A 19,480-nucleotide genomic window follows, 5' to 3' on the forward strand; every position below is an offset into this window, starting at 1 on the left:
CACACCCAACCAATTGACGCCCCGTCAAATCCCTCCTCGCCCTCACCCCATGCCCTTCACGGCGTACGACCTCACGGGCCGCACCGCGATCGGCACCGGCGCACCCGGCCTGCTCCGCTACGGCGCCGCCAAGTCCGCCGTCGTCCAGCTCACCAAGACCCTGGCCACGGAGGTGGGACCGCACGGCATCCGCGTCATTGCCGTCGCCCCTGGCCGGATCCGTACGGCGACGACCGAGCACCACACCGCCCGCGCTCAGCAGCAGGCGGCGGGGCCGATGATCCGGATGTCGCCTCTGGGGAGCGTGGGAGAGCCGGAGGGCATCGCCCACACCGTGCTGCACCTGGCGTCGGACACCTCGTCGTTCATGACCGGCCAGATCCTCCGCCCGAGCGGCGGCGTCGCCATGCCTTGGTGACCGCCGCCCCCCACACCCCCCGGGCCCCGCGAAACCCCCTGACCACCCGGACCAGGGCGCGCCGCGGACCGCCGTCAGGCCGGTCCGCCCGCGGAACACAATGCACCGGCAGCAAACTGAGTCCCCAGCCGCCAAGCGCCACGACCCCCTCGACCACCCCCGCCGACTGCGGCCACACCATCAGCCGGACCGCTGCCCACCACCACAAGGCCCCGACGACGGCCCCGGATATCCAGCGTCCGGGTACGGCCCGCGGGCGCCGGCCGGCCGACGCACGGGCCGCGACCTCACGCCACCCCATGGCTGCCTCCTCCGGCCGACGCTAGACGGGTCCCGCAGCCCCGCGGGAGGGCGCACCGGGGCATTTCCGGCGCGCAGCGCGCCCCACAAGCCCCGCAACGGACCTCGACGCCGCGCGCCCCGCAGCGGGCGCCACAGCCCCACGGCACACCCCGGCCGGCCGCAGCGGGCGCCACAGCCCCACGGCGGACGCCGCGGCACCCCGGCGGACGCGCCGAGCCCCGTCAGTGGGCCTCGGCCTGGAACATCCAGTGGTGCTTCTCCAGGTCGGCGGTCAGCCCGATCAGGATGTCCTGGCTGACCGGGTCCGGGTCCGCGGTGGCGACGATCCGCTCGCGCATCCGGCCGATGACCGCACCGAGCCCGTTCACCATCGCCCGCACCACATCACCGTCCTTGATCCAGCCATCCGTGATCTCGCTGATGCCACTGGTCTTGGCGACGGTGACGGCGCGCCCGTCGGGGGACACCCCGATCGCGGACGCCCGCTCGGCCACCGTGTCGGCATGCTGCCGTGCGCTGGTGACCACCTCGTCGAGCTGCAGGTGTACGGAGCGGAAGCGGGGCCCGACGACGTTCCAGTGCACCTGCTTCGCCACGAGAGACAGGTCCACCAGGTCGACGAGCGCTCCCTGCAGGGCGGTCCCGACCACTTTGCGGTCCTTATCGGACAGCGTGCTCTTGACGACAGACATCCATACGCTCCAAATTCAGGCGATATATCCGATTTGGCCATCGTATAAATGAATCGCCCGTTCCGAGCTGCCCGGACGGCCCGTACGGGGCCCTCCCCGGGGTGCCGTTCCACCCCGCACACCCGCCCGCGCCCGGGCAGCACGGAGCCCCGGCGGGCTGCTGCCCACCGGGGCTCCGGTACGTACGAACAGGGGTGTCAGGCCGCGACGACATCCACGACGTCGGCCGGGGACTTGATGGTCACGCGCTCCTCCGGCACACCGGCCAGGGACGTGACGGACACCGAATTGAGCTTCGGCCGCACCGGTGCGGGCACCGGGTCGCTCGCGGCCGCGGACGCTGCCAGCTCGGCGAGTGCCAGCTCATCGCTGACCTCCCGCATGAGCTCGGACATGCGCACGTCCAGCGCGTCACAGATCGATGAGAGCAGTTCGGAGGAGGCCTCCTTCTGCCCCCTCTCCACCTCGGACAAATAGCCGAGCGATACCCGGGCGGAGGAAGAGACCTCGCGCAGGGTTCGGCCCTGGCGCTGACGCTGTCGGCGCAGCACGTCACCCAGCAGGCGACGAAGCAGAATCATCGCTGGCTCCCTCCTCGGACCTCGGATCCGGATCCTTCTCGCCCCACCGTACCGCCTCGGGCTGTAGGCGTGCGGGGTGCAAGTACGTGTTCACTCAGGGCTGCAAACATCCATTCCCCCCGTGTTGTTCCGTATCCTGTGCCCGCGTATTTTCTGTCAGTTCGCTCAACAGCATTGCGAGCACGGCATGAATGGTGTCCTGGCGGATCCGGTCACGATCGCCCTCCAGCGCCAGCCGCCGTACCTGCCCGGAGCCGTCCGGTCCCTGGACCGCCACGAAAACGGTGCCCACCGGATACCCGTCCTGCGGATCGGGGCCGGCCACCCCCGTCGTGGCGATGCCCCAGTCGGCACCCAGCACCCGCCGCACACCGCGCGCCATCTGCCGCGCGACCTCTCCGTCCACGGCGCCGCACGAGGCCAGCAGAGCGGCGTCCACGCCCAGCAGCTCCCGCTTGAGGTCGGTGGCGTACGCCGTGACCGAACCGCGGACCACCCGCGAGGCCCCGGGGACGGCGGTCAGTGCGCCCGCCACCAGCCCGCCGGTCAGTGATTCGGCCACCGCCAGGCTCTGCCCACGCCCGGCGAGCACTTCCAGCGCCCCGGCCGCGACAGAACCCGGCCCGCTCACCGTGCGGTGTCCCTCTCGGCTCGCTCTGCCCGCTCCCGGACCAGTCCGGCCCTGCGCAGCACCACGGCCTGCCGGATGTAGTCGAACCCGGTGACCACGGTCAGCGCGACAGCCACCGCCATCACCCACCAGCGGAAGGTCGCCAGGGGGCCGGTCAGCACCAGGACGTACATGCCCACCGCGGTGCCCTGCGCCAATGTCTTGATTTTGCCGCCCCGACTGGCCGGAATCACTCCGTGCTTGATCACCCAGAACCGCATCAGCGTGATGCCGAGCTCCCGGAAGAGGATCACGCCGGTCACCCACCACGACAGATCGCCCAGCACCGACAGGCAGATCAGCGCCGCACCCATGATCGCCTTGTCCGCGATCGGGTCCGCGATCTTGCCGAAGTCGGTGACCAGGTTGTACGTGCGCGCCAGATGTCCGTCGAAGACATCAGTGATCATCGCGACGGCGAAGGCGGCCCAGGCGAAGACGCGCCAGACGGGGTCCGTCCCGTTGTCGTGCATCAGCAGCAGCACGAAGGCCGGGACCAGCACCAGCCGCAGCATCGTCAGAAGGTTGGCGATGTTCCACAGCCCGGCCTGCCGGACGGCCGGCGCCGTGCGCGGGCCACCAGCTGCGGAAGCCGGGACTCCGCTCATCTGGCCGCCTCCTCGGTACACTCCGGGCCCTCCACCGACAGCACCTCCGCGACGAGGTCCACGCCCTCGCTCGCCACCACCTTTGCTTCGACCATACGACCGGGCGCCAGCTCCCGGTCGGTCGACAGCAGGGTGACGCCGTCGGTCTCCGGCGCCTGGTGCGCCGCCCGCCCGACGATGCCGTCCTCGTCGTCCGTCCGGTCGACCAGCACCCGCACCGTCTCGCCGACCCGCTCCTCGGCGCGCTGCGCGGTCAGCTCCTCGGCCAGCCGCGAGACCCGCGCCAGCCGCTCGGCGACCGCATCGGGATCGACCTTGTCCTCGTACGAGGCGGCCTCGGTGCCGTCCTCGTCGGAGTAGCCGAAGACGCCGATGGCATCGAGCCGGGCCTCGGTGAGGAAACGCTCCAGCTCCGCGAGGTCGCTCTCGCTCTCCCCGGGGAAGCCGACGATGAAGTTGGAGCGGGCACCGGCCTGCGGCGCCTTCGTACGGATCGTCTCCAGCAGCTCCAGGAAGCTGTCGGTGCCGCCGAAGCGCCGCATGGAGCGCAGCACCCCGGGCGCCGAGTGCTGGAAGGACAGATCGAAGTACGGCGCCACCTTGTCGGTACCGGTCAGCACATCGATCAGCCCCGGCCGCATCTCGGCGGGCTGCAGATAGCTGACCCGGATCCGCTCGATGCCGGGGACCGCCGCCAGCTCCGGCAGCAGCGTCTCCAGCAGCCGGATGTCGCCGAGGTCCTTGCCGTAGGAGGTGTTGTTCTCGGAGACCAGCATGATCTCCTTGACGCCCTCCCCGGCCAGCCAGCGCGTCTCACCGAGCACATCGGAGGGCCGGCGCGAGATGAAGGAGCCGCGGAAGGACGGGATGGCGCAGAACGAGCAGCGCCGGTCACAGCCGGAGGCCAGCTTCACCGAGGCCACGGGGCTGCTGCCGAGCCGGCGCCGCAGCGGCGCACGCGGCCCGGAGGCGGGCGCGATGCCCTCCGGCAGATCCTCGGGCGGGGCTGCCGCCGGCTCGTCCGCACCGGCCTGGGCGTGGCCGGGCAGCGCGACACCGGCGGAGCCCTGGCGCTCGGCCGGGCTGATCGGCAGCAGCTTGCGGCGGTCGCGCGGGGTGTGTGCGGCGTGGATGCCGCCGTTCAGGATGGTCTGCAGGCGGTCGGAGATACTGCTGTAGTCGTCGAAGCCGAGCACGCCGTCGGCCTCGGGCAGCGCCTCGGCGAGCTCCTTGCCGTAGCGCTCGGCCATGCAGCCGACGGCCACCACGGCCTGGGTTCTGCCATGATCCTTCAGATCGTTGGCTTCCAGCAGGGCGTCAACGGAGTCCTTCTTCGCGGCCTCGACGAAACCACAGGTGTTGACGACGGCGACATCGGCATCGGCGGCTTCCTCGACGAGGTCCCAGCCGTCCGCTGCCAGGCGGCCTGCGAGCTCCTCCGAGTCCACCTCGTTACGGGCGCAGCCAAGAGTGACAAGGGCGACGGTACGGCGTTCGGGCATAGGCCTCAGCCTACTTTGTCCCGGCCGCCCCCTCGGCGCGCAGGTCTCCACCGCCCGTTCCGGGTGCCCGAGCGCGGGCGGCGGACACCCGCCGAGGAGGGCTCTCAGCCCGCCTGGGGGTCCCCTGGCGTATAGCTGAGCCGCTCCACCGTGCCCTTGTCGCCGACCTTCTTGACCTCCTTGCCGTTGACGTACAGCTGTACGGCTCCGGCATTGCCGAGGACCAGGTCGATGCGCTCCTTGTCGGTGATGGTCTTGGACTCGCCCTTCTTGAGCAGGCCGTCCTCCAGGAGCTTGCCGTTGGCGTCCTTGGCGGAGATCCAGCTCTGGCCGTCACGGGCGGTCACCTTGATCGTGACCTTGTCCTTCGGCAGTCCGGCGACGGCGCTGTCAGAGGGGTCGGGCTTGACGGGCGGCTTGATGGTCGACGGATGGCGGGTGGGCGCCGGCGCCGGCTTGGCGTTGGCGTCGCCGCCCGCGATCGGGCCGCTGTCGCTCTTGCCGTTGCCCGTGAAGAGCGTGAAGCCCATGAATCCGACCACCGCGACGATCGCCGCGACCATCGCCGCGGTCCAATTGGGGCGGCGCGGCTCGGACCGGATCCGCTCGGCCTCGTAGAGCGGTGCGGCGGGGGTCGGCGCGGGCCGTCCGCCGTGCTCGGCGTCGAACTGGTCGATCAGCGGTCGGGGATCAAGGGAGACCGCGCGGGCGAGCGCCCGGATGTGCCCCCGGGCATAGACGTCGCCGCCGCAGCGGGAGAAGTCGTCCTGCTCGATCGCCTGCACGAGGGGGATGCGCACCCGTGTCGTCGTACTGACCTCTTCGACGGTCAGTCCCGCTCCGATACGGGCCTTCTGGAGGGCAGCGCCGACGGAAGGCCGGTCTGCTTCGGGGGAGTTGCCGATGGACACGGGGGCGCCTTTCGAGCGTGTAGCCACCTGCTGGAAGTTCAGTCTAGGGGTGGAGCGAAAGGGTCGGGCAAGCGGGAGAGCGGAGTTTGTACGCCATCGGAACGCCGTCGGCGGTGCCCAGGGGCGTGATGGTGAAGCATCGTTCCCTCGTCTCCCTCAACTTGACGTATCGGCAGGCGAAACGGTTGCCTTTTTCTCTCGTATGCGAGACCCGGATGTCTGTGCTACTCGGTAGCCTCCCCCCGGATCACCGCCAGCACTCCATCCAATTCATCGGGCTTCACCAGAACGTCGCGGGCCTTGGATCCCTCGCTCGGCCCGACGATATTGCGCGACTCCATGAGGTCCATCAGCCGGCCGGCCTTGGCAAAGCCCACCCGCAGCTTGCGCTGAAGCATCGAGGTCGACCCGAACTGCGTGGAAACCACCAGCTCAGCGGCCTGGCACAGCAGATCGAGATCATCGCCGATGTCCTCGTCGATCTCCTTCTTCTTGGCCGTGCCGACGGTGACGTCGTCGCGGAAGACCGGCGCCATCTGATCCTTGCAGTGCTGGACCACTGCCGCGACCTCGGCCTCGGTCACGAAAGCGCCCTGCATACGGACCGGCTTGTTGGCCCCCATCGGCAGGAACAGCCCGTCGCCCTTGCCGATCAGCTTCTCGGCGCCCGGCTGGTCGAGGATGACCCGGCTGTCGGCGAGCGAGGAGGTGGCGAACGCGAGCCTGGAGGGCACATTGGCCTTGATCAGGCCGGTGACCACGTCGACGGACGGGCGCTGGGTGGCGAGCACCAGATGGATGCCTGCCGCGCGGGCGAGCTGGGTGATGCGGACGATGGAGTCCTCCACATCGCGCGGCGCGACCATCATCAGGTCCGCCAGCTCGTCGACGATCACCAGCAGATACGGATACGGCGCCAGCTCGCGCTCGCTGCCCTCGGGGGAGCTGACCTTGCCGCTGCGCACCGCCTCGTTGAAGTCGTCGATGTGCCGGAAGCCGTACGCCGCGAGATCGTCGTAGCGCAGGTCCATCTCGCGCACCACCCACTGCAGCGCCTCGGCGGCGCGCTTGGGGTTGGTGATGATCGGCGTGATCAGGTGCGGGATGCCTTCGTACGCGGTCAGCTCGACGCGCTTGGGGTCGACCAGCACCATCCGGACGTCCTCCGGCGTGGCCCGCACCATGACCGAGGTGATCAGGCAATTGATGCAGGAGGACTTGCCGGAGCCGGTGGCACCGGCCACCAGGACGTGCGGCATCTTGGTCATGTTGGCCATGACGTAGCCGCCCTCGACGTCCTTGCCGAGCGCCACCAGCATCGGATGCTCATCGCCCGCGGCATCGGCCAGCCGGAGCACATCGCCGAGGTTGACCATCTCGCGGTCGGTATTGGGGATCTCGATGCCGACCGCGGACTTGCCGGGGATCGGGCTGATGATCCGGACGTCGGGGCTGGCCACGGCGTAGGCGATGTTCTTGGCCAGCGCGGTGATCTTCTCGACCTTGACGGCCGGGCCGAGCTCGACCTCGTAGCGGGTGACCGTCGGGCCGCGGGTGAACCCGGTGACCGCCGCATCGACCTTGAACTCCTGGAAGACCGTGGTCAGTGCGGTCACTATGGCGTCGTTGGCGGCGCTGCGGGTCTTGCCGGGGCCGCCGCGCGCGAGCAGGTCCAGCGAGGGCAGCGAGTAGGTGATGTCACCCGACAGCTGAAGCTGCTCGGCCCGCGCCGGCAGCTCGCCGGACGGTTCCGGCGGCGCCTTGGTGAAGTCCGGTACGGCCGGGGTGTCCTCGGTCGCGGACGGCTTCGGCTCCGCGCCGCGGGCCGGCGGCACCGTGCCGCTCTCCCCCGCGGAGTCCTCGCCGTCGTGCCCCCGGCGCTCCCCGGAGATGCTGCTGCTGAGCCCGGCGACGAGCGGGGAGGGCTGGACACCGTGCAGCACCGCGCCGTCCAGCGCCGCGGCGGCCGCGGCGGCGACATCCACCGCGTCCATCGGCCGGTCCGCTGCGGGCTGTACGGAGGCCCGGCGCGGGCGGCGGCGCTGAGCCAGGGCCGCTTCCTCTATCGCTTCCGGGTCGCTCGCGGCCGGTGCGGCGGCGCCGCGGCGCGGCGTGCGGGCGGGCTGCTCGCGCCACTCCTCCGCGTAGTCCTCGGCCTCGTCGAAGTACTCCTCGGGCTCGTCCGGTTGCACCACGCCCAGCCGGATGCCGAGCGCCCGCAGTCGCTGCGGGATCGCGTTCACCGGCGTCGCGGTGACCACCAGCAGCCCGAAGACGGTCAGCAGCGCCAGCAGCGCCACGGCCAGGGTCTGTCCGACGGTGAAGATCAGCGGCTTGGACGCGGTCCACCCCAGATAGCCGCCGGCATCCTGTATGGCGGCCAGACCGTCGTCCCGGCCCGGCGAGCCACAGGCCATGGCGACCTGTCCCAGGACACCGACGACCAGGGCGGACAGCCCGATGACGATCCGGCCGTTGGCCTCCGGCCGCTCGGGGTGCCGGATGAGACGGATCGCAATGCCGCCGAGCAGTATCGGCACGACCAGGTCGAGCCGGCCGAACGCCCCGGTCACCAGCAGCTCGACGAGATCGCCGACCGGGCCGCTGAGGTTCGACCACGTCCCGGCCGCGATGACCAGCGCCAGGCCGAGCAGCAGCAGTGCCAGCCCGTCCTTGCGGTGCGCCGGATCGAGGTTCTTCGCGCCGCGGCCCATACCGCGGAACACCGCCCCGATGGCGTGCGCCAGCCCCAGCCAGCAGGCGCGGACGAGGCGGTAGACGCCGCCGGTGGGTGACGGCGCCGGCTTGGGGACGGCCTTCTTGGCCGGAGCCCGCTTGGCCGGAGCCCTTTTGGCCGGTGCCTTCTTCGCGGCCGCGGTCTTCTTGACCGGCGGCTTGGCGGGCGCCTTCTTCGCTGCGGTCTTCTTGGCGGCGCCCGCGGTCCGTCCGGCGCGCTGCTTGGAGGGTCCCGCCGTGCTCTGGGTTCCCTTGCCGGACGTACGTGAGGCCATGGCGACGAGATTACAGGCGAACGCGGGCATCACACGAGCGCACAGCGCTTCACCCGAACGTGTCGCGCGCCCGCCTCATGAACGGGCGTCAGTCACCCCGCGACGCTGCCCGCCCCCGGCTCCAGAGCGTCCAGAGCCCGGCGCAGACCCGTCAGTTTGCGTTCCAGATGCGCGGCCGTGGCGACCGCCGCCGCGTCTGCCGTCTCGTCCAGCTGTTTGGACAGCGCCTCGGCCTGCTCCTCGACCGCGGCCAGCCGCGCGGAGAGCTCGGCGAGCAGCCCCGCGGACTCCCGCGCCTCGTCGGCGCTCGGCCGCCCGCCCTCCAGCTGCAGCCTCAGCAAGGAGGCCTGCTCGCGCAGTTGGCAGTTCTTCATGTACAGCTCGACGAACACCGAGACCTTGGCGCGCAGCACCCAGGGGTCGAACGGCTTGGAGATGTAGTCCACCGCGCCGGCCGCATAGCCACGGAAGGTGTGGTGCGGGCCGTGGTTGATGGCCGTGAGGAAGATGATCGGGATGTCGCGGGTCCGCTCCCGCCGCTTGATGTGCGCGGCCGTCTCGAAGCCGTCCATCCCCGGCATCTGCACATCGAGCAGAATCACCGCGAAATCATCCGTGAGCAGTGCTTTGAGCGCTTCCTCCCCGGACGATGCCCGCACCAGTGTCTGATCGAGCGCAGAGAGGATCGCCTCCAGCGCCAGCAGATTCTCCGGCCGGTCATCGACCAGGAGGATCTTGGCCTTCTGCACCATGGCCCGTCCTCCTCGCCCCGGCATGGAACCGGACGCCGCCCCAGGGGACGACTCCGTCACGCCGCCCGTCCTTGTGCCGGTCATGGTAGCTGCACCCCGCCTGTCGCCACACCCTGTCACCGCGATGTCACTGTGCACGTAGCAGAAACGCAGACAGAGACCAGAAGGTTCCCCGAATCCTGCGCTTCCACACGTCCACGACGACACTGAGTCAACACGCGATGATCCTCTTACGCCTCCATACTGGACGCTCCCTCACTCCGCGCGCATCCATTGCTCCATGACCGACAACAGATGATCGGTATCCACCGGCTTGGTCACATAGTCGGAGGCTCCGGAGTCGATGCTCTTCTCCCGGTCGCCCTTCATCGCCTTCGCGGTCAGCGCGATGATGGGCAGTCCGGCGAACTGCGGCATCCGGCGGATCGCCGCCGTGGTCGCATAGCCGTCCATCTCCGGCATCATGATGTCCATCAGGACCAGCACGATGTCGTCGTGCTGCTCCAGCACCTCGATGCCCTCGCGCCCGTTCTCCGCGTACAGCACCGAAAGCCCGTGCTGCTCCAGGACGCTGGTGAGCGCGAAGACATTGCGGATGTCGTCATCGACGATCAGCACCTTCTCGCCGTGGAATCCACCCTCGAAAGCGGGATCCACCAGATCCTGGCCGTTGCCGATCCAGGGCTCCTCGACGGGCTGCTGCTCGACAGGCTGCGGCGGCGCCTCAGGCGCCTGGAGAGCCTGAGGTGCCTGAGGGGCCCGGGACGGCGTCACGGACGGCTGCTGGCGCCCCGGAAGCTCGAAGCGGCGCGCAGAGCCCGAAACCGCCCGGCGGCGGCGCCGGTTGAGGCTGCCCCCGGAGTCCAGCTCGCGGCTCTGCTGCTCTTCGGCCTCCTGGCGCCCGACCTCCGTCTCCCGCGCCTCCGCGTCCATCGCGATCCCGCCGGCCACCAGCTGCGGATAGCCCTGCGGCGGCAGGCCGCCCGGGTTGTGCGGGAGGTAGAGCGTAAACGTGGAGCCGCGGTTGGGCTCGCTCGCGGCATGGATCTCGCCGCCCAGCAGCCGGGCGATCTCCCGGCTGATGGACAGGCCCAGGCCCGTGCCGCCGTACTTGCGGCTGGTCGTGCCGTCCGCCTGCTTGAACGCCTCGAAGATGACCCGCATCTTGCTCGACGCGATGCCGATACCGGTGTCGGTCACCGAGAACGCGATCATGTCCGCATCCGGGTCGCGCAGCGAACCGTGCTCCAGCAGCTGCTCGCGGATGGCCACCGGGACATCCGCCCCGGCCGGCCGGATCACCAGCTCGACGGCGCCGCTGTCGGTGAACTTCACCGCGTTGGAGAGCAGATTGCGCAGCACCTGCAGCAGCCGCTGCTCGTCGGTGTGCAGCGTCGCCGGGAGTTCCGGGGAGACCCGTACGGAGAAGTCGAGTCCCTTCTCCGCGGTCAGCGGCCGGAACGTGGCCTCCACGTAGTCGACGAGCTGGACCAGGGCGATCCGCGTCGGGCTGACGTCCATCTTTCCGGCCTCGACCTTGGACAGGTCCAGGATGTCGTTGATCAGCTGGAGCAGGTCGCTGCCGGCGCCATGGATGGTTTCGGCGAATTCGACCTGCTTCGGGGAGAGATTCCCCTCGGCGTTGTCGGCCAGCAACTTGGCCAGAATCAGCAGGGAGTTCAGCGGCGTCCGCAGCTCGTGCGACATGTTCGCCAGGAACTCCGACTTGTAGCGCATCGAGACCGCAAGCTGCTCGGCGCGCTCCTCCAGGACCTGCCGCGCCTCCTCGATCTCGGTGTTCTTCACCTCGATGTCGCGGTTTTGCGCGCGTAGCTGCTCGGCCTTCTCCTCCAGCTCGGAGTTGGACAGCTCCAGCGCCTTCTGCCGGCTCTCCAGCTCGCCCGAGCGCTCCTTGAGCTGTTCGGTCAGCTCCTGCGACTGCTTGAGCAGTACCTCGGTCTTGGTGTTGACCGAGATGGTATTGACGCTGGTCGCGATCATCTCGGCGATCTGGCTGAGGAAGTCCTTCTGGATCTGGGTGAACGGCTGGAAGGACGCCAGCTCGATCACGCCGAGCACCTTGTCCTCGAAGAGCACCGGCAGCACGATCACATTCGCCGGCGGCGCCTCGCCCAGCCCGGAGGCGATCTTGAGATACCCGGACGGGACGTTCTCCACCAGGATGGTGCGCCCCTCCTCCGCGGCCGTGCCGATCAGCGTCTCACCCGGCCGGAAGGTCGTCGGCATCCCGCCCATGGCGTAGCCGTACGAGCCCATCAGCCGCAGCTCGTACGCGCCCGCCTCGCCGCCGTCCGCGCCGATCTCCTGGCTGTCGGGCTGTGCGGCGAGGAAGAACGCGCCGTGCTGGGCGGAGACCGCGGGCGACAGCTCGCTCATGATCAGGGTGGCGACGTCCTTGAGGTCGCGCCGGCCCTGCATCAGACCGGAGATCCGGGCGAGGTTGCCCTTGAGCCAGTCCTGTTCCTCGTTGGCGAGGGTGGTCTCGCGGAGCGTGGAGATCATCGTGTTGACGTTGTCCTGGAGCTCCAGGATCTCGCCGGCCGCGTCCACGTCGATCCGGACGTTGTGATCGCCGAGGGTGACCGCCGCGGCGACCGCGGCGATGGCCCGCACCTGACGGGTCAGGTTCCCGGCCATCTCGTTCACCGACTCGGTCAGGTCCCGCCAGGTGCCGGCCACGCCGCGCACCTGCGCCTGACCGCCCAGCTGGCCTTCCGTACCCACCTCACGGGCCACTCTGGTGACCTGCTCGGCGAAGGACGACAACTGGTCGACCATGGTGTTGATGGTGGTCTTCAGCGCCAGGATCTCGCCCCGCGCATCGATGTCGATCTTCTTGGTCAGATCGCCCTTGGCGATGGCGGTGGTGACCATGGCGATGTTGCGGACCTGACCGGTCAGGTTGTTGGCCATCGAGTTCACGGACTCGGTGAGGTCCTTCCACGTACCGGCGACGCCGGGAACGCGGGCCTGACCGCCCAGGATGCCGTCGGTGCCCACCTCACGGGCCACCCGGGTGACCTCGTCGGCGAACGACGACAGCGTCGTGACCATCGTGTTGACCGTGTCGGCGAGCTGCGCGACCTCGCCGCGCGCCTCGACCGTGACCTTCTTGGTCAGGTCTCCGTTGGCGACCGCCGCCGAGACCTGGGAGATGTTGCGCACCTGGATGGTCAGGTTGTTGGCCATCAGGTTCACGTTGTCGCTGAGGTCCAGCCAGATACCGGTGGCTCCCGGCACCCGCGCCTGACCGCCCAACTGACCCTCGGTACCCACCTCACGGGCCACTCTGGTGACCTGCTCCGCGAAGGACGACAGCTGGTCGACCATCGTGTTGACGGTCGTGACCAGTTCCAGGATCTCGCCCTTGGCATCGACGGTGATCTTCTTGGACAGATCACCGCGGGCCACCGCGGTCGTCACCTCGGCGATGTTGCGCACCTGCGAGGTCAGGTTGTTCGCCATGAAGTTGACGGACTGGGTGAGGTCCTTCCACGTACCGCTGACGCCCTGCACCTCGGCCTGGCCGCCCAGGATGCCCTCGGTGCCCACCTCGCGGGCGACCCGGGTGACCTGCTCCGCGAACGAGGAGAGCTGGTCGACCATCGTGTTCAGGGTGTTCTTCAGCTCCAGGATCTCGCCCCGGGCGTCCACGTCGATCTTCTGCGACAGGTCACCGCGCGCCACCGCCGTGGCGACCTGCGCGATATTGCGGACCTGGGCCGTCAGGTTGCCGGCCATGCCGTTCACCGAGTCGGTCAGATCCCGCCAGACGCCCGCGACGCCCGGAACCTGCGCCTGACCACCCAGCCTGCCGTCCGTACCGACCTCCCGGGCGACCCGGGTGACCTGCTCGGCGAAGGCGGAGAGCTGGTCGACCATCGTGTTGATGGTGTTCTTCAGCTCCAGGATCTCGCCGCGCGCGTCCACGTCGATCTTCTGCGACAGGTCGCCACGCGCGACCGCCGTCGTCACCTGCGCGATCTGCCGCACCTGAGAAGTCAGGTTCCCCGCCATGAAGTTGACGGAGTCGGTCAGTTCCTTCCAGGTGCCGCTGACGCCGTCCACCCGGGCCTGGCCGCCCAGCCGGCCCTCCGTGCCCACGTCCCTGGCCATCCGGGTGACCTGGTCGGCGAACGAGGAGAGCTGATCCACCATGGTGTTCACGGTGTTCTTCAGTTGCAGCATCTCGCCGGAGACATCGACGGTGACCTTCTGCGACAGATCGCCGTTGGCCACCGCGGTCGTCACCTGGGCGATGTTGCGCACCTGCCCGGTCAGGTTGCGGAAGGCGGTGTTCACGGAGTCCGTGAGGTCCTTCCACGTCCCGGCCGCCCCGGGCACCGCGGCCTGGCCGCCCAGCTCGCCCTCGACACCGATCTCCCGCGCAACGCGCGTCACTTCGGCACCGAACGACGACAGCTGACCCACCATCGTGTTGACGGTGTTCTTCAACTCCAGCATTTCACCGGCGACATCGACGGTGACCGTCTGCGACAGATCACCGTTGGCGACCGCCGTCGTCACCTGCGCGATGTCCCGCACCTGCGCCGTCAGGTTGCGGAAGGCGGTGTTCACCGAGTCGGTGAGGTCCTTCCACGTCCCGGCCGCGCCCGGCACCTGCGCCTGGCCGCCGAGCTGCCCCTCCGCGCCGACCTCGTTCGCCACCCGCGTCACTTCGTCCGCGAAGGTCCGCAGCGTCTCGGTCATGGTGTTGATCGTGTCGGCCAGCTGCGCGACTTCGCCGCGTGCACTGACCGTGACCTTCTGCGACAGATCGCCATTGGCGACGGCAGTGGTGACCTGGGCGATCCCGCGCACCTGAGCGGTGAGGTTGCCGGCCATGAGATTGACCGAATCCGTCAGGTCCTTCCACACCCCGGCGACGCCGGGGACCTGCGCCTGACCACCGAGCTCACCCTCGGTGCCGACCTCGCGGGCGACCCGCGTCACCTCGGAGGCGAACGAGGAGAGCTGATCCACCATCGTGTTGACGGTGTTCTTCAGCTCCAGCATCTCGCCGGAGACATGGACGGTCACCTTGCGCGACAGATCACCCTTGGCCACCGCCGTGGTGACGAGAGCAATGTCACGCACCTGCGCCGTCAGCCGGGACGCCATGGTGTTGACGGATTCCGTCAGGTCCTTCCACGAACCCGACATTCCGCGCACCCGCGCCTGGCCGCCGAGCTTGCCCTCCGTACCGACCTCACTGGCCACCCTGGTGACCTCGTCGGTGAACGCGGAGAGCTGATCCACCAGCCCGTTGACCGTCCGGCCGACCTTCAGGAATTCACCCCGCAGAGGGTGCTCCGAAGAACTGTCCGAACTGCGCGACCGCAGATCCATCCGCTGTTCCAGGTCGCCCTCGGACACCGCCGACAGCACCCGTCCCACCTCGGAGACGGGCCGTACGAGGTCGTCGACCAGGGCATTCGAGGCGTCGATCGCCGCGGCCCAGGAGCCCTCGGCGGCGCCGACCTCCAGCCTTTCCGTGAGCTTTCCCTCACGGCCGACGACCCGGCGCACCCGCGTCAGCTCGCCCGTGAGATGCAGATTGCGATCCGCAACCTCGTTGAAGACCGCCGCGATCTCCGACATGACGCCGTCGCCGGAAACCGTGAGCCGCTTGCGGAAGTTCCCGTCCCGCATCGCGACCAGAGCGACCAACAGCCGATTCAGCGCAGCCGTATCCACCTCGGTCGTCCCGTTGTTCCGGGATCGTCCGCCTTTCGCGCGCGTGCTTGCGCCCCGCGCCGCTGCGCCAGACTCCACCGTGTCCCTCCCGCAAGGGTCGACCGTTCTACCCGGGCTTTCTCTTGATACGTGCCCAGTGTTTCACCATGGCCCAACCAGGCCATAACAGTTCGGCAGCATCGCACACCGTCCCAGGGCACGATTGGGGCGGAAACACACGTGACCGGCATCCTCGGGTGCGGCGAAGGTAAGTAACCTGGCATACGGCTGTCCACCGTCCCGGCCATCGAGCACGGGCAGTGGTGGAGGCACCACAGGTTTATTCGGAGGGGCGCCGCGAGTATGGGGGAGCAGATCACCGACACACGCTTGAGGAGACCAGTGACCACCGCGCGGGCCGCCGCAACATTCGAGCCGGTCGGGCGCTCGGTCGCCACTGCCCGTGCCTTCGTCCGCGACACCCTCCAGGGCTGGGGCTGCGCCGACATCGTCGACGACGCCGTGGTGCTGACCAGCGAGCTGGTCACCAACGCCGTGGTGCACGCCGGCACCGCCGCCGATGTGCTGTGTCTGCGCAACGAGGACGGCGTCCGGATTTCCGTCGCCGACCGCTACCCCGAACGCGAGATCCCGCTCCAGAACGCCGGCCAGGTCGTCGTCCACCCTGACCGCGAGGGCGGCCGCGGCCTGCTGCTGTGCGGCGCGCTCGCCACCCGCTGGGGCGTCGAGTACACCGCCGCACAAAAACACGTATGGTTCCAGCTCGACCTCCCCGAGCGCCCGGCCGGCACCCGCTCCGCCGGACCCGCCCTGCCGGTGGACGCCCTCCCGGTCGCCGAGACCCGCGTCCGCGTCGCGGTGATCCAGATCGACCGCGGCGGCTGCATCAGCTTCTGGAACGAGGACGCCCAGGACCTCTTCGCCTACGACCCCGAACAGGTCATCGGCAAACCGCTCACCGACTTCGCCGCCTGGCCGCACACCCCGGGAACCGGCACGGGCATCGTCGAGGCCCTGCAGCTCTCCCGCTGGGAGGGCTCCTACGGCATCCGGGGCTCCGACGGCCGGGTCGTCCCCGTCTACGCCTCCCACCTGCGCGTCCGCGACGCCGACGGCGAGGCCTCCACGGTCTGCCTCCTGGTACGCGACCACGAGCGCGCCATCCTGCAGAGCCCCCAGCGCACCCCCGCCCCGGACGCCGCGTCCCAGGCCGGCCCGTCGGAGGGACGCCTCTCCGACCCGTTCGAGGTCTTCATCGGCTCACCGGCCCCCGACGATCTCGACGGCCTGCTCCAGCGCACCGTCGAACGGGCCCGCGACATGCTCGACGGCGACGCCGCCTACCTCCTCCTGGCCACCGACGACGAGACCGAACTGGAGGTCCGCGCCTCCACGGGCCTGCCCTCCGCCCGCCAGCGGTTCGCCCGCGTCCCCGTCGAGGCCGGATCCGGGCGCTACGGCTCCGCCCGGATGCCCGCCGTCCACGAAGACCTCACCGCGGTCCCCGGCGCCGTGCCCCTCCTCAGCGGCACGGGCATGCGCTCGGTCGTCACCGTCCCTCTCAAGGTCGAGGGCCGGCTGACCGGCTCGCTCGGCGTCGCTGCGGAGGGCGCAGGGCGCTACACGAACGAGGAGGCGCTGCGTCTCCAGTTCGCCGCCGACCGCATCGCCCTCGCCGTCGAACGCGCCCGCCTCACCGAGCTGGAAAAACTCCGCCGCGGCTCCCTCTCCTTCCTCGTCGAGGCCTCCGACCTGCTGGCCGGCACCCTCGACCGGGACCAGACCCTGGCCCTGATGGCCCAGATGACGGTCCCGACCCTCGCCACGTGGTGCGCCGTCTACACCGTCGCCGACCAGACCTCCGAGCCCGAGCTGTCCTATGTGCTGCACGAGGACGAGGACCGGATCGACGGCCTCAAGACGCTGCTGATGAAGGTCGACCCGCCCGAGCCGGTCCCCACCCCCGGTGCCCGTATCTGGACCGCCCCCGGCGACGCCGCGCACGACGCCGCCCTGCGCACCTCCATGCGCAGCCTGGGCCTGGGCAACGCCGCCCGGCCCTCCACCGGCCCCGGCGCCACCCTCGCCACCGCCTCCGCGGTGGGCGGCGAGACGGTCGTCCTTCCCCTCGTCGCCCGCAACCGCGTCATCGGCATGCTGACCCTGGGCAAGCCCACCGAGGAGCACTTCCGCCAGGAGATCCTCGAACTCGCCGAAGACCTCTCCCGCCGGGCCGCGCTCGCCCTGGACAACGCGCGCCTCTACTCCGAGCGCACGGCCATCAGCCAGTCCCTGCAACGCAGCCTGCTGCCCCCTGAGCAGCCCGCGATCCCCGGCGTGGAAGTCGAGGTCATCTACCGCGCGGCCGGCGAGGGCAACGAGGTCGGCGGCGACTTCTACGACATCTTCCCGATCCACGACGGCGCCTACGGCTTCGCCATCGGCGACGTCTGCGGTACGGGCCCGGAGGCGGCCGCCGTCACGGGTCTGGCCCGGCACGCGCTGCGCCTCCTCGCCCGCGAGGGCTTCGGCGGCCCCGCCGTGCTGGAACGTCTCAACGCCGCCATCCTCGACGAGGGCGCCCGCAGCCGCTTCCTGACGCTCCTTTACGGCGAACTCTGGCCCCAGGCCGACGGCGGCGCCGTCCTCAAGGTCGTCTGCGCCGGCCACCCCCTGCCGCTCCGTCTCCGCCAGGACGGCACCGTCGAGCCGGCCGCCGAACCCCAGCCGCTCCTCGGCGTCATGGACGATCTGGAACTCTACGAACAGACCGTCAGCCTCGACCCCGGCGACGTCCTGCTGTGTGTCACCGACGGCGTCACCGAGCGCCGCGAGGGCACCCGGATGCTCGGCGACGACGGCCTCACCGACCTCCTGACCACCTGTACGGGACTGACGGCCGGCGCCGTCGCCGCCCGCGTGCTGCGCGCCGTGGAACGCTTCGCCGCCGAACCCGCCTCCGACGACATGGCCATCCTCGCCATGCGCATCCCCGAGGCCCCGGCGGACTGACCCCCCGGGAGCGGCCGACGACCACCCCTCACGGCCCCGGGCCGCTCCCCCGCCACCCCTGCCCGCCTCATGTGCTGACCAGCCGACTGTCTCCTTGCCCTCCCCTTACGGGGAGCCATTCCCACAGCCGCCCCCAACCGCCGCCCAGAACACGGCTCATGGCTCCCCTCCGCGGAACTGATACGACATCACCGGATCGGCACCGCATGGGCACCGGATCGGCATACGACAAAGGCCCCCGCCATTCGGCGGGGGCCTTTGTCCTCTGGAGCCCCAATACGGAATCGAACCGTAGACCTTCTCCTTACCATGGAGACGCTCTGCCGACTGAGCTATTGGGGCGCGGCAGCGGAATAGATATTACCCCAACTCCGCTGCAGGTTCGAATCGTCGACCGCCTGGTCCACCGGTACTCGGCTAAAAGGCCGGCTGCAGGAGCCCACCGAGCGCATTGCACGCGCCGACCATCTTGTGAAGCTCCCGCCGCGACATCCCCGCGTGCACGGGCAACGCCAGGGTCTCGTCCACCGCCCGCTCCGTCTGCGGCAGAAAGACATCCCGCCGCAGCCCCGGCATCCGGTACACCGGAGCCAGCACGGGCACCTTGCAGGCCACGCCCTTGGCGCGCAGCGCCCGCGCGAACGCATCCCGGTCCGGCCGCCCGTTGCCGGGCACCCGCACCACATACTGCTCGTAGCTGTGCCCCACCGCCGGTGTGGGCGTCCGGACCCCGCTGAGCCTGCCGTCCAGGTACGACGCGTGCGCCCGCCGCAGCTCGGCGCCCTCCGGGTCCGCTCCGGGTTCGTTCTCCACCAGCACCAACAGCCCGCGCCGCTGGCCCACTTCACGGATCCATCCGGTGTCCGCCTGCCGGCCGAACCGGTGAATCGCCACGACCGCGGCCGTCTGACTGGTCACCACGTCCGACACCGCGGCCGGGTCCAGGCAGTAACTGTCCCCGTCCACATCGGCGAACACCGGCACCGCGCCCAACTCGAGCACGGCCCGGGCCACCTCGGCGTTGCCATACGCCGGCACCACGACCTCATCACCAGCACTGACACCGGCCGACTTGAGCGCTCCTACTGTCCGCATGAAACGGATCCTGCTCAGGTCAGATGAACGTCGAGTTACACCCACCACCCGAAAATCAGAACAAAAAAGCTCCGGTCCCTGAACCACGAAGGTTCAGGGACCGGAGCTGAAAGATTGTTCGGCGGCGTCCTACTCTCCCACAGGGTCCCCCCTGCAGTACCATCGGCGCTGAAAGGCTTAGCTTCCGGGTTCGGAATGTAACCGGGC

General features: G+C 69.8%; 11 protein-coding genes, 1 tRNA gene, 1 rRNA gene and 1 pseudogene. 2 read left to right on the top strand and 12 right to left on the bottom strand.

The window, feature by feature from the left end; all coding sequences use genetic code 11:
- Nucleotides 1-85: 85 nt before the first annotated feature.
- A pseudogene (locus ACGFR7_RS30445) lies at nt 86-418 on the top strand (SDR family NAD(P)-dependent oxidoreductase); the annotation flags it as partial.
- Between the two features lie 524 nt (nt 419-942).
- Here the strand turns inward: ACGFR7_RS30445 and ACGFR7_RS30450 are convergent.
- From ACGFR7_RS30450 to ACGFR7_RS30490, 9 genes are all read right to left on the bottom strand, one after another.
- Nucleotides 943-1,413: a Dps family protein gene (locus ACGFR7_RS30450; RefSeq protein ID WP_393325406.1), complete on the bottom strand. Its 471-nt coding sequence runs from the start codon at nt 1,411-1,413 to the stop codon at nt 943-945.
- A 197-nt stretch (nt 1,414-1,610) separates the two neighbouring features.
- Complete coding sequence (locus ACGFR7_RS30455; protein WP_086720541.1) at nt 1,611-1,994, bottom strand: helix-turn-helix domain-containing protein; 384 nt, start codon at nt 1,992-1,994, stop codon at nt 1,611-1,613.
- Between the two features lie 94 nt (nt 1,995-2,088).
- Nucleotides 2,089-2,625: a CinA family protein gene (locus ACGFR7_RS30460; protein WP_393325407.1), complete on the bottom strand. Its 537-nt coding sequence runs from the start codon at nt 2,623-2,625 to the stop codon at nt 2,089-2,091.
- Complete coding sequence (gene pgsA, locus ACGFR7_RS30465; protein WP_393325409.1) at nt 2,622-3,272, bottom strand: CDP-diacylglycerol--glycerol-3-phosphate 3-phosphatidyltransferase; 651 nt, start codon at nt 3,270-3,272, stop codon at nt 2,622-2,624. Before pgsA ends, ACGFR7_RS30460 begins: the two co-directional genes overlap by 4 nt.
- The gene (gene rimO / locus ACGFR7_RS30470) at nt 3,269-4,774 is read right to left on the bottom strand and encodes a 30S ribosomal protein S12 methylthiotransferase RimO (protein WP_393325410.1); all 1,506 of its coding nucleotides are present in this window, start codon (nt 4,772-4,774) and stop codon (nt 3,269-3,271) included. Before rimO ends, pgsA begins: the two co-directional genes overlap by 4 nt.
- Before the next feature lie 104 nt (nt 4,775-4,878).
- Nucleotides 4,879-5,685, bottom strand: a complete 807-nt coding sequence (locus ACGFR7_RS30475) for a helix-turn-helix domain-containing protein (RefSeq protein WP_393325412.1) — start codon at nt 5,683-5,685, stop codon at nt 4,879-4,881.
- Between the two features lie 224 nt (nt 5,686-5,909).
- Nucleotides 5,910-8,696 (bottom strand): DNA translocase FtsK, encoded by a 2,787-nt coding sequence (locus ACGFR7_RS30480; RefSeq protein WP_393325414.1) that lies wholly within the window; start codon nt 8,694-8,696, stop codon nt 5,910-5,912.
- A gap of 92 nt (nt 8,697-8,788) precedes the next feature.
- On the bottom strand, nt 8,789-9,448 hold the full coding sequence (locus ACGFR7_RS30485; RefSeq protein ID WP_129293893.1) for a two-component system response regulator: 660 nt from the start codon (nt 9,446-9,448) through the stop codon (nt 8,789-8,791).
- 255 nt (nt 9,449-9,703) lie between these two features.
- Nucleotides 9,704-15,244: a HAMP domain-containing protein gene (locus tag ACGFR7_RS30490; RefSeq protein ID WP_393325416.1), complete on the bottom strand. Its 5,541-nt coding sequence runs from the start codon at nt 15,242-15,244 to the stop codon at nt 9,704-9,706.
- Between the two features lie 264 nt (nt 15,245-15,508).
- Here ACGFR7_RS30490 and ACGFR7_RS30495 point away from each other — a divergent pair, with 264 nt between their 5' ends.
- Complete coding sequence (locus ACGFR7_RS30495; RefSeq protein WP_393325418.1) at nt 15,509-18,178, top strand: SpoIIE family protein phosphatase; 2,670 nt, start codon at nt 15,509-15,511, stop codon at nt 18,176-18,178.
- A 266-nt stretch (nt 18,179-18,444) separates the two neighbouring features.
- Here the strand turns inward: ACGFR7_RS30495 and ACGFR7_RS30500 are convergent.
- The 3 genes from ACGFR7_RS30500 to rrf form a co-directional block, all read right to left on the bottom strand.
- Nucleotides 18,445-18,520: transfer RNA gene (locus ACGFR7_RS30500), tRNA-Thr, on the bottom strand.
- Between the two features lie 75 nt (nt 18,521-18,595).
- Nucleotides 18,596-19,273, bottom strand: coding sequence for a DegT/DnrJ/EryC1/StrS family aminotransferase (locus tag ACGFR7_RS30505; protein ID WP_393325420.1), 678 nt, complete (start codon nt 19,271-19,273; stop codon nt 18,596-18,598).
- Nucleotides 19,274-19,389: 116 nt separating this feature from the next.
- Nucleotides 19,390-19,480 (bottom strand): 5S ribosomal RNA (gene rrf / locus ACGFR7_RS30510); the annotation flags it as partial.

It is taken from the genome of Streptomyces sp. NPDC048516 (assembly GCF_043199875.1).
GTDB lineage: Bacteria > Actinomycetota > Actinomycetes > Streptomycetales > Streptomycetaceae > Streptomyces.

What these genes read in the sequence shown, in the direction of transcription:
- ACGFR7_RS30450 (WP_393325406.1), bottom strand. Translation starts at nt 1,413, where the DNA reads ATGTCTGTCGTCAAGAGCACGCTGTCCGATAAGGACCGCAAAGTGGTC.
- ACGFR7_RS30455 (WP_086720541.1), bottom strand. Translation starts at nt 1,994, where the DNA reads ATGATTCTGCTTCGTCGCCTGCTGGGTGACGTGCTGCGCCGACAGCGT.
- pgsA (WP_393325409.1), bottom strand. Translation starts at nt 3,272, where the DNA reads ATGAGCGGAGTCCCGGCTTCCGCAGCTGGTGGCCCGCGCACGGCGCCG.
- rimO (WP_393325410.1), bottom strand. Translation starts at nt 4,774, where the DNA reads ATGCCCGAACGCCGTACCGTCGCCCTTGTCACTCTTGGCTGCGCCCGT.
- ACGFR7_RS30480 (WP_393325414.1), bottom strand. Translation starts at nt 8,696, where the DNA reads ATGGCCTCACGTACGTCCGGCAAGGGAACCCAGAGCACGGCGGGACCC.
- ACGFR7_RS30485 (WP_129293893.1), bottom strand. Translation starts at nt 9,448, where the DNA reads ATGGTGCAGAAGGCCAAGATCCTCCTGGTCGATGACCGGCCGGAGAAT.
- ACGFR7_RS30495 (WP_393325418.1), top strand. Translation starts at nt 15,509, where the DNA reads ATGGGGGAGCAGATCACCGACACACGCTTGAGGAGACCAGTGACCACC.
- ACGFR7_RS30505 (WP_393325420.1), bottom strand. Translation starts at nt 19,273, where the DNA reads ATGCGGACAGTAGGAGCGCTCAAGTCGGCCGGTGTCAGTGCTGGTGAT.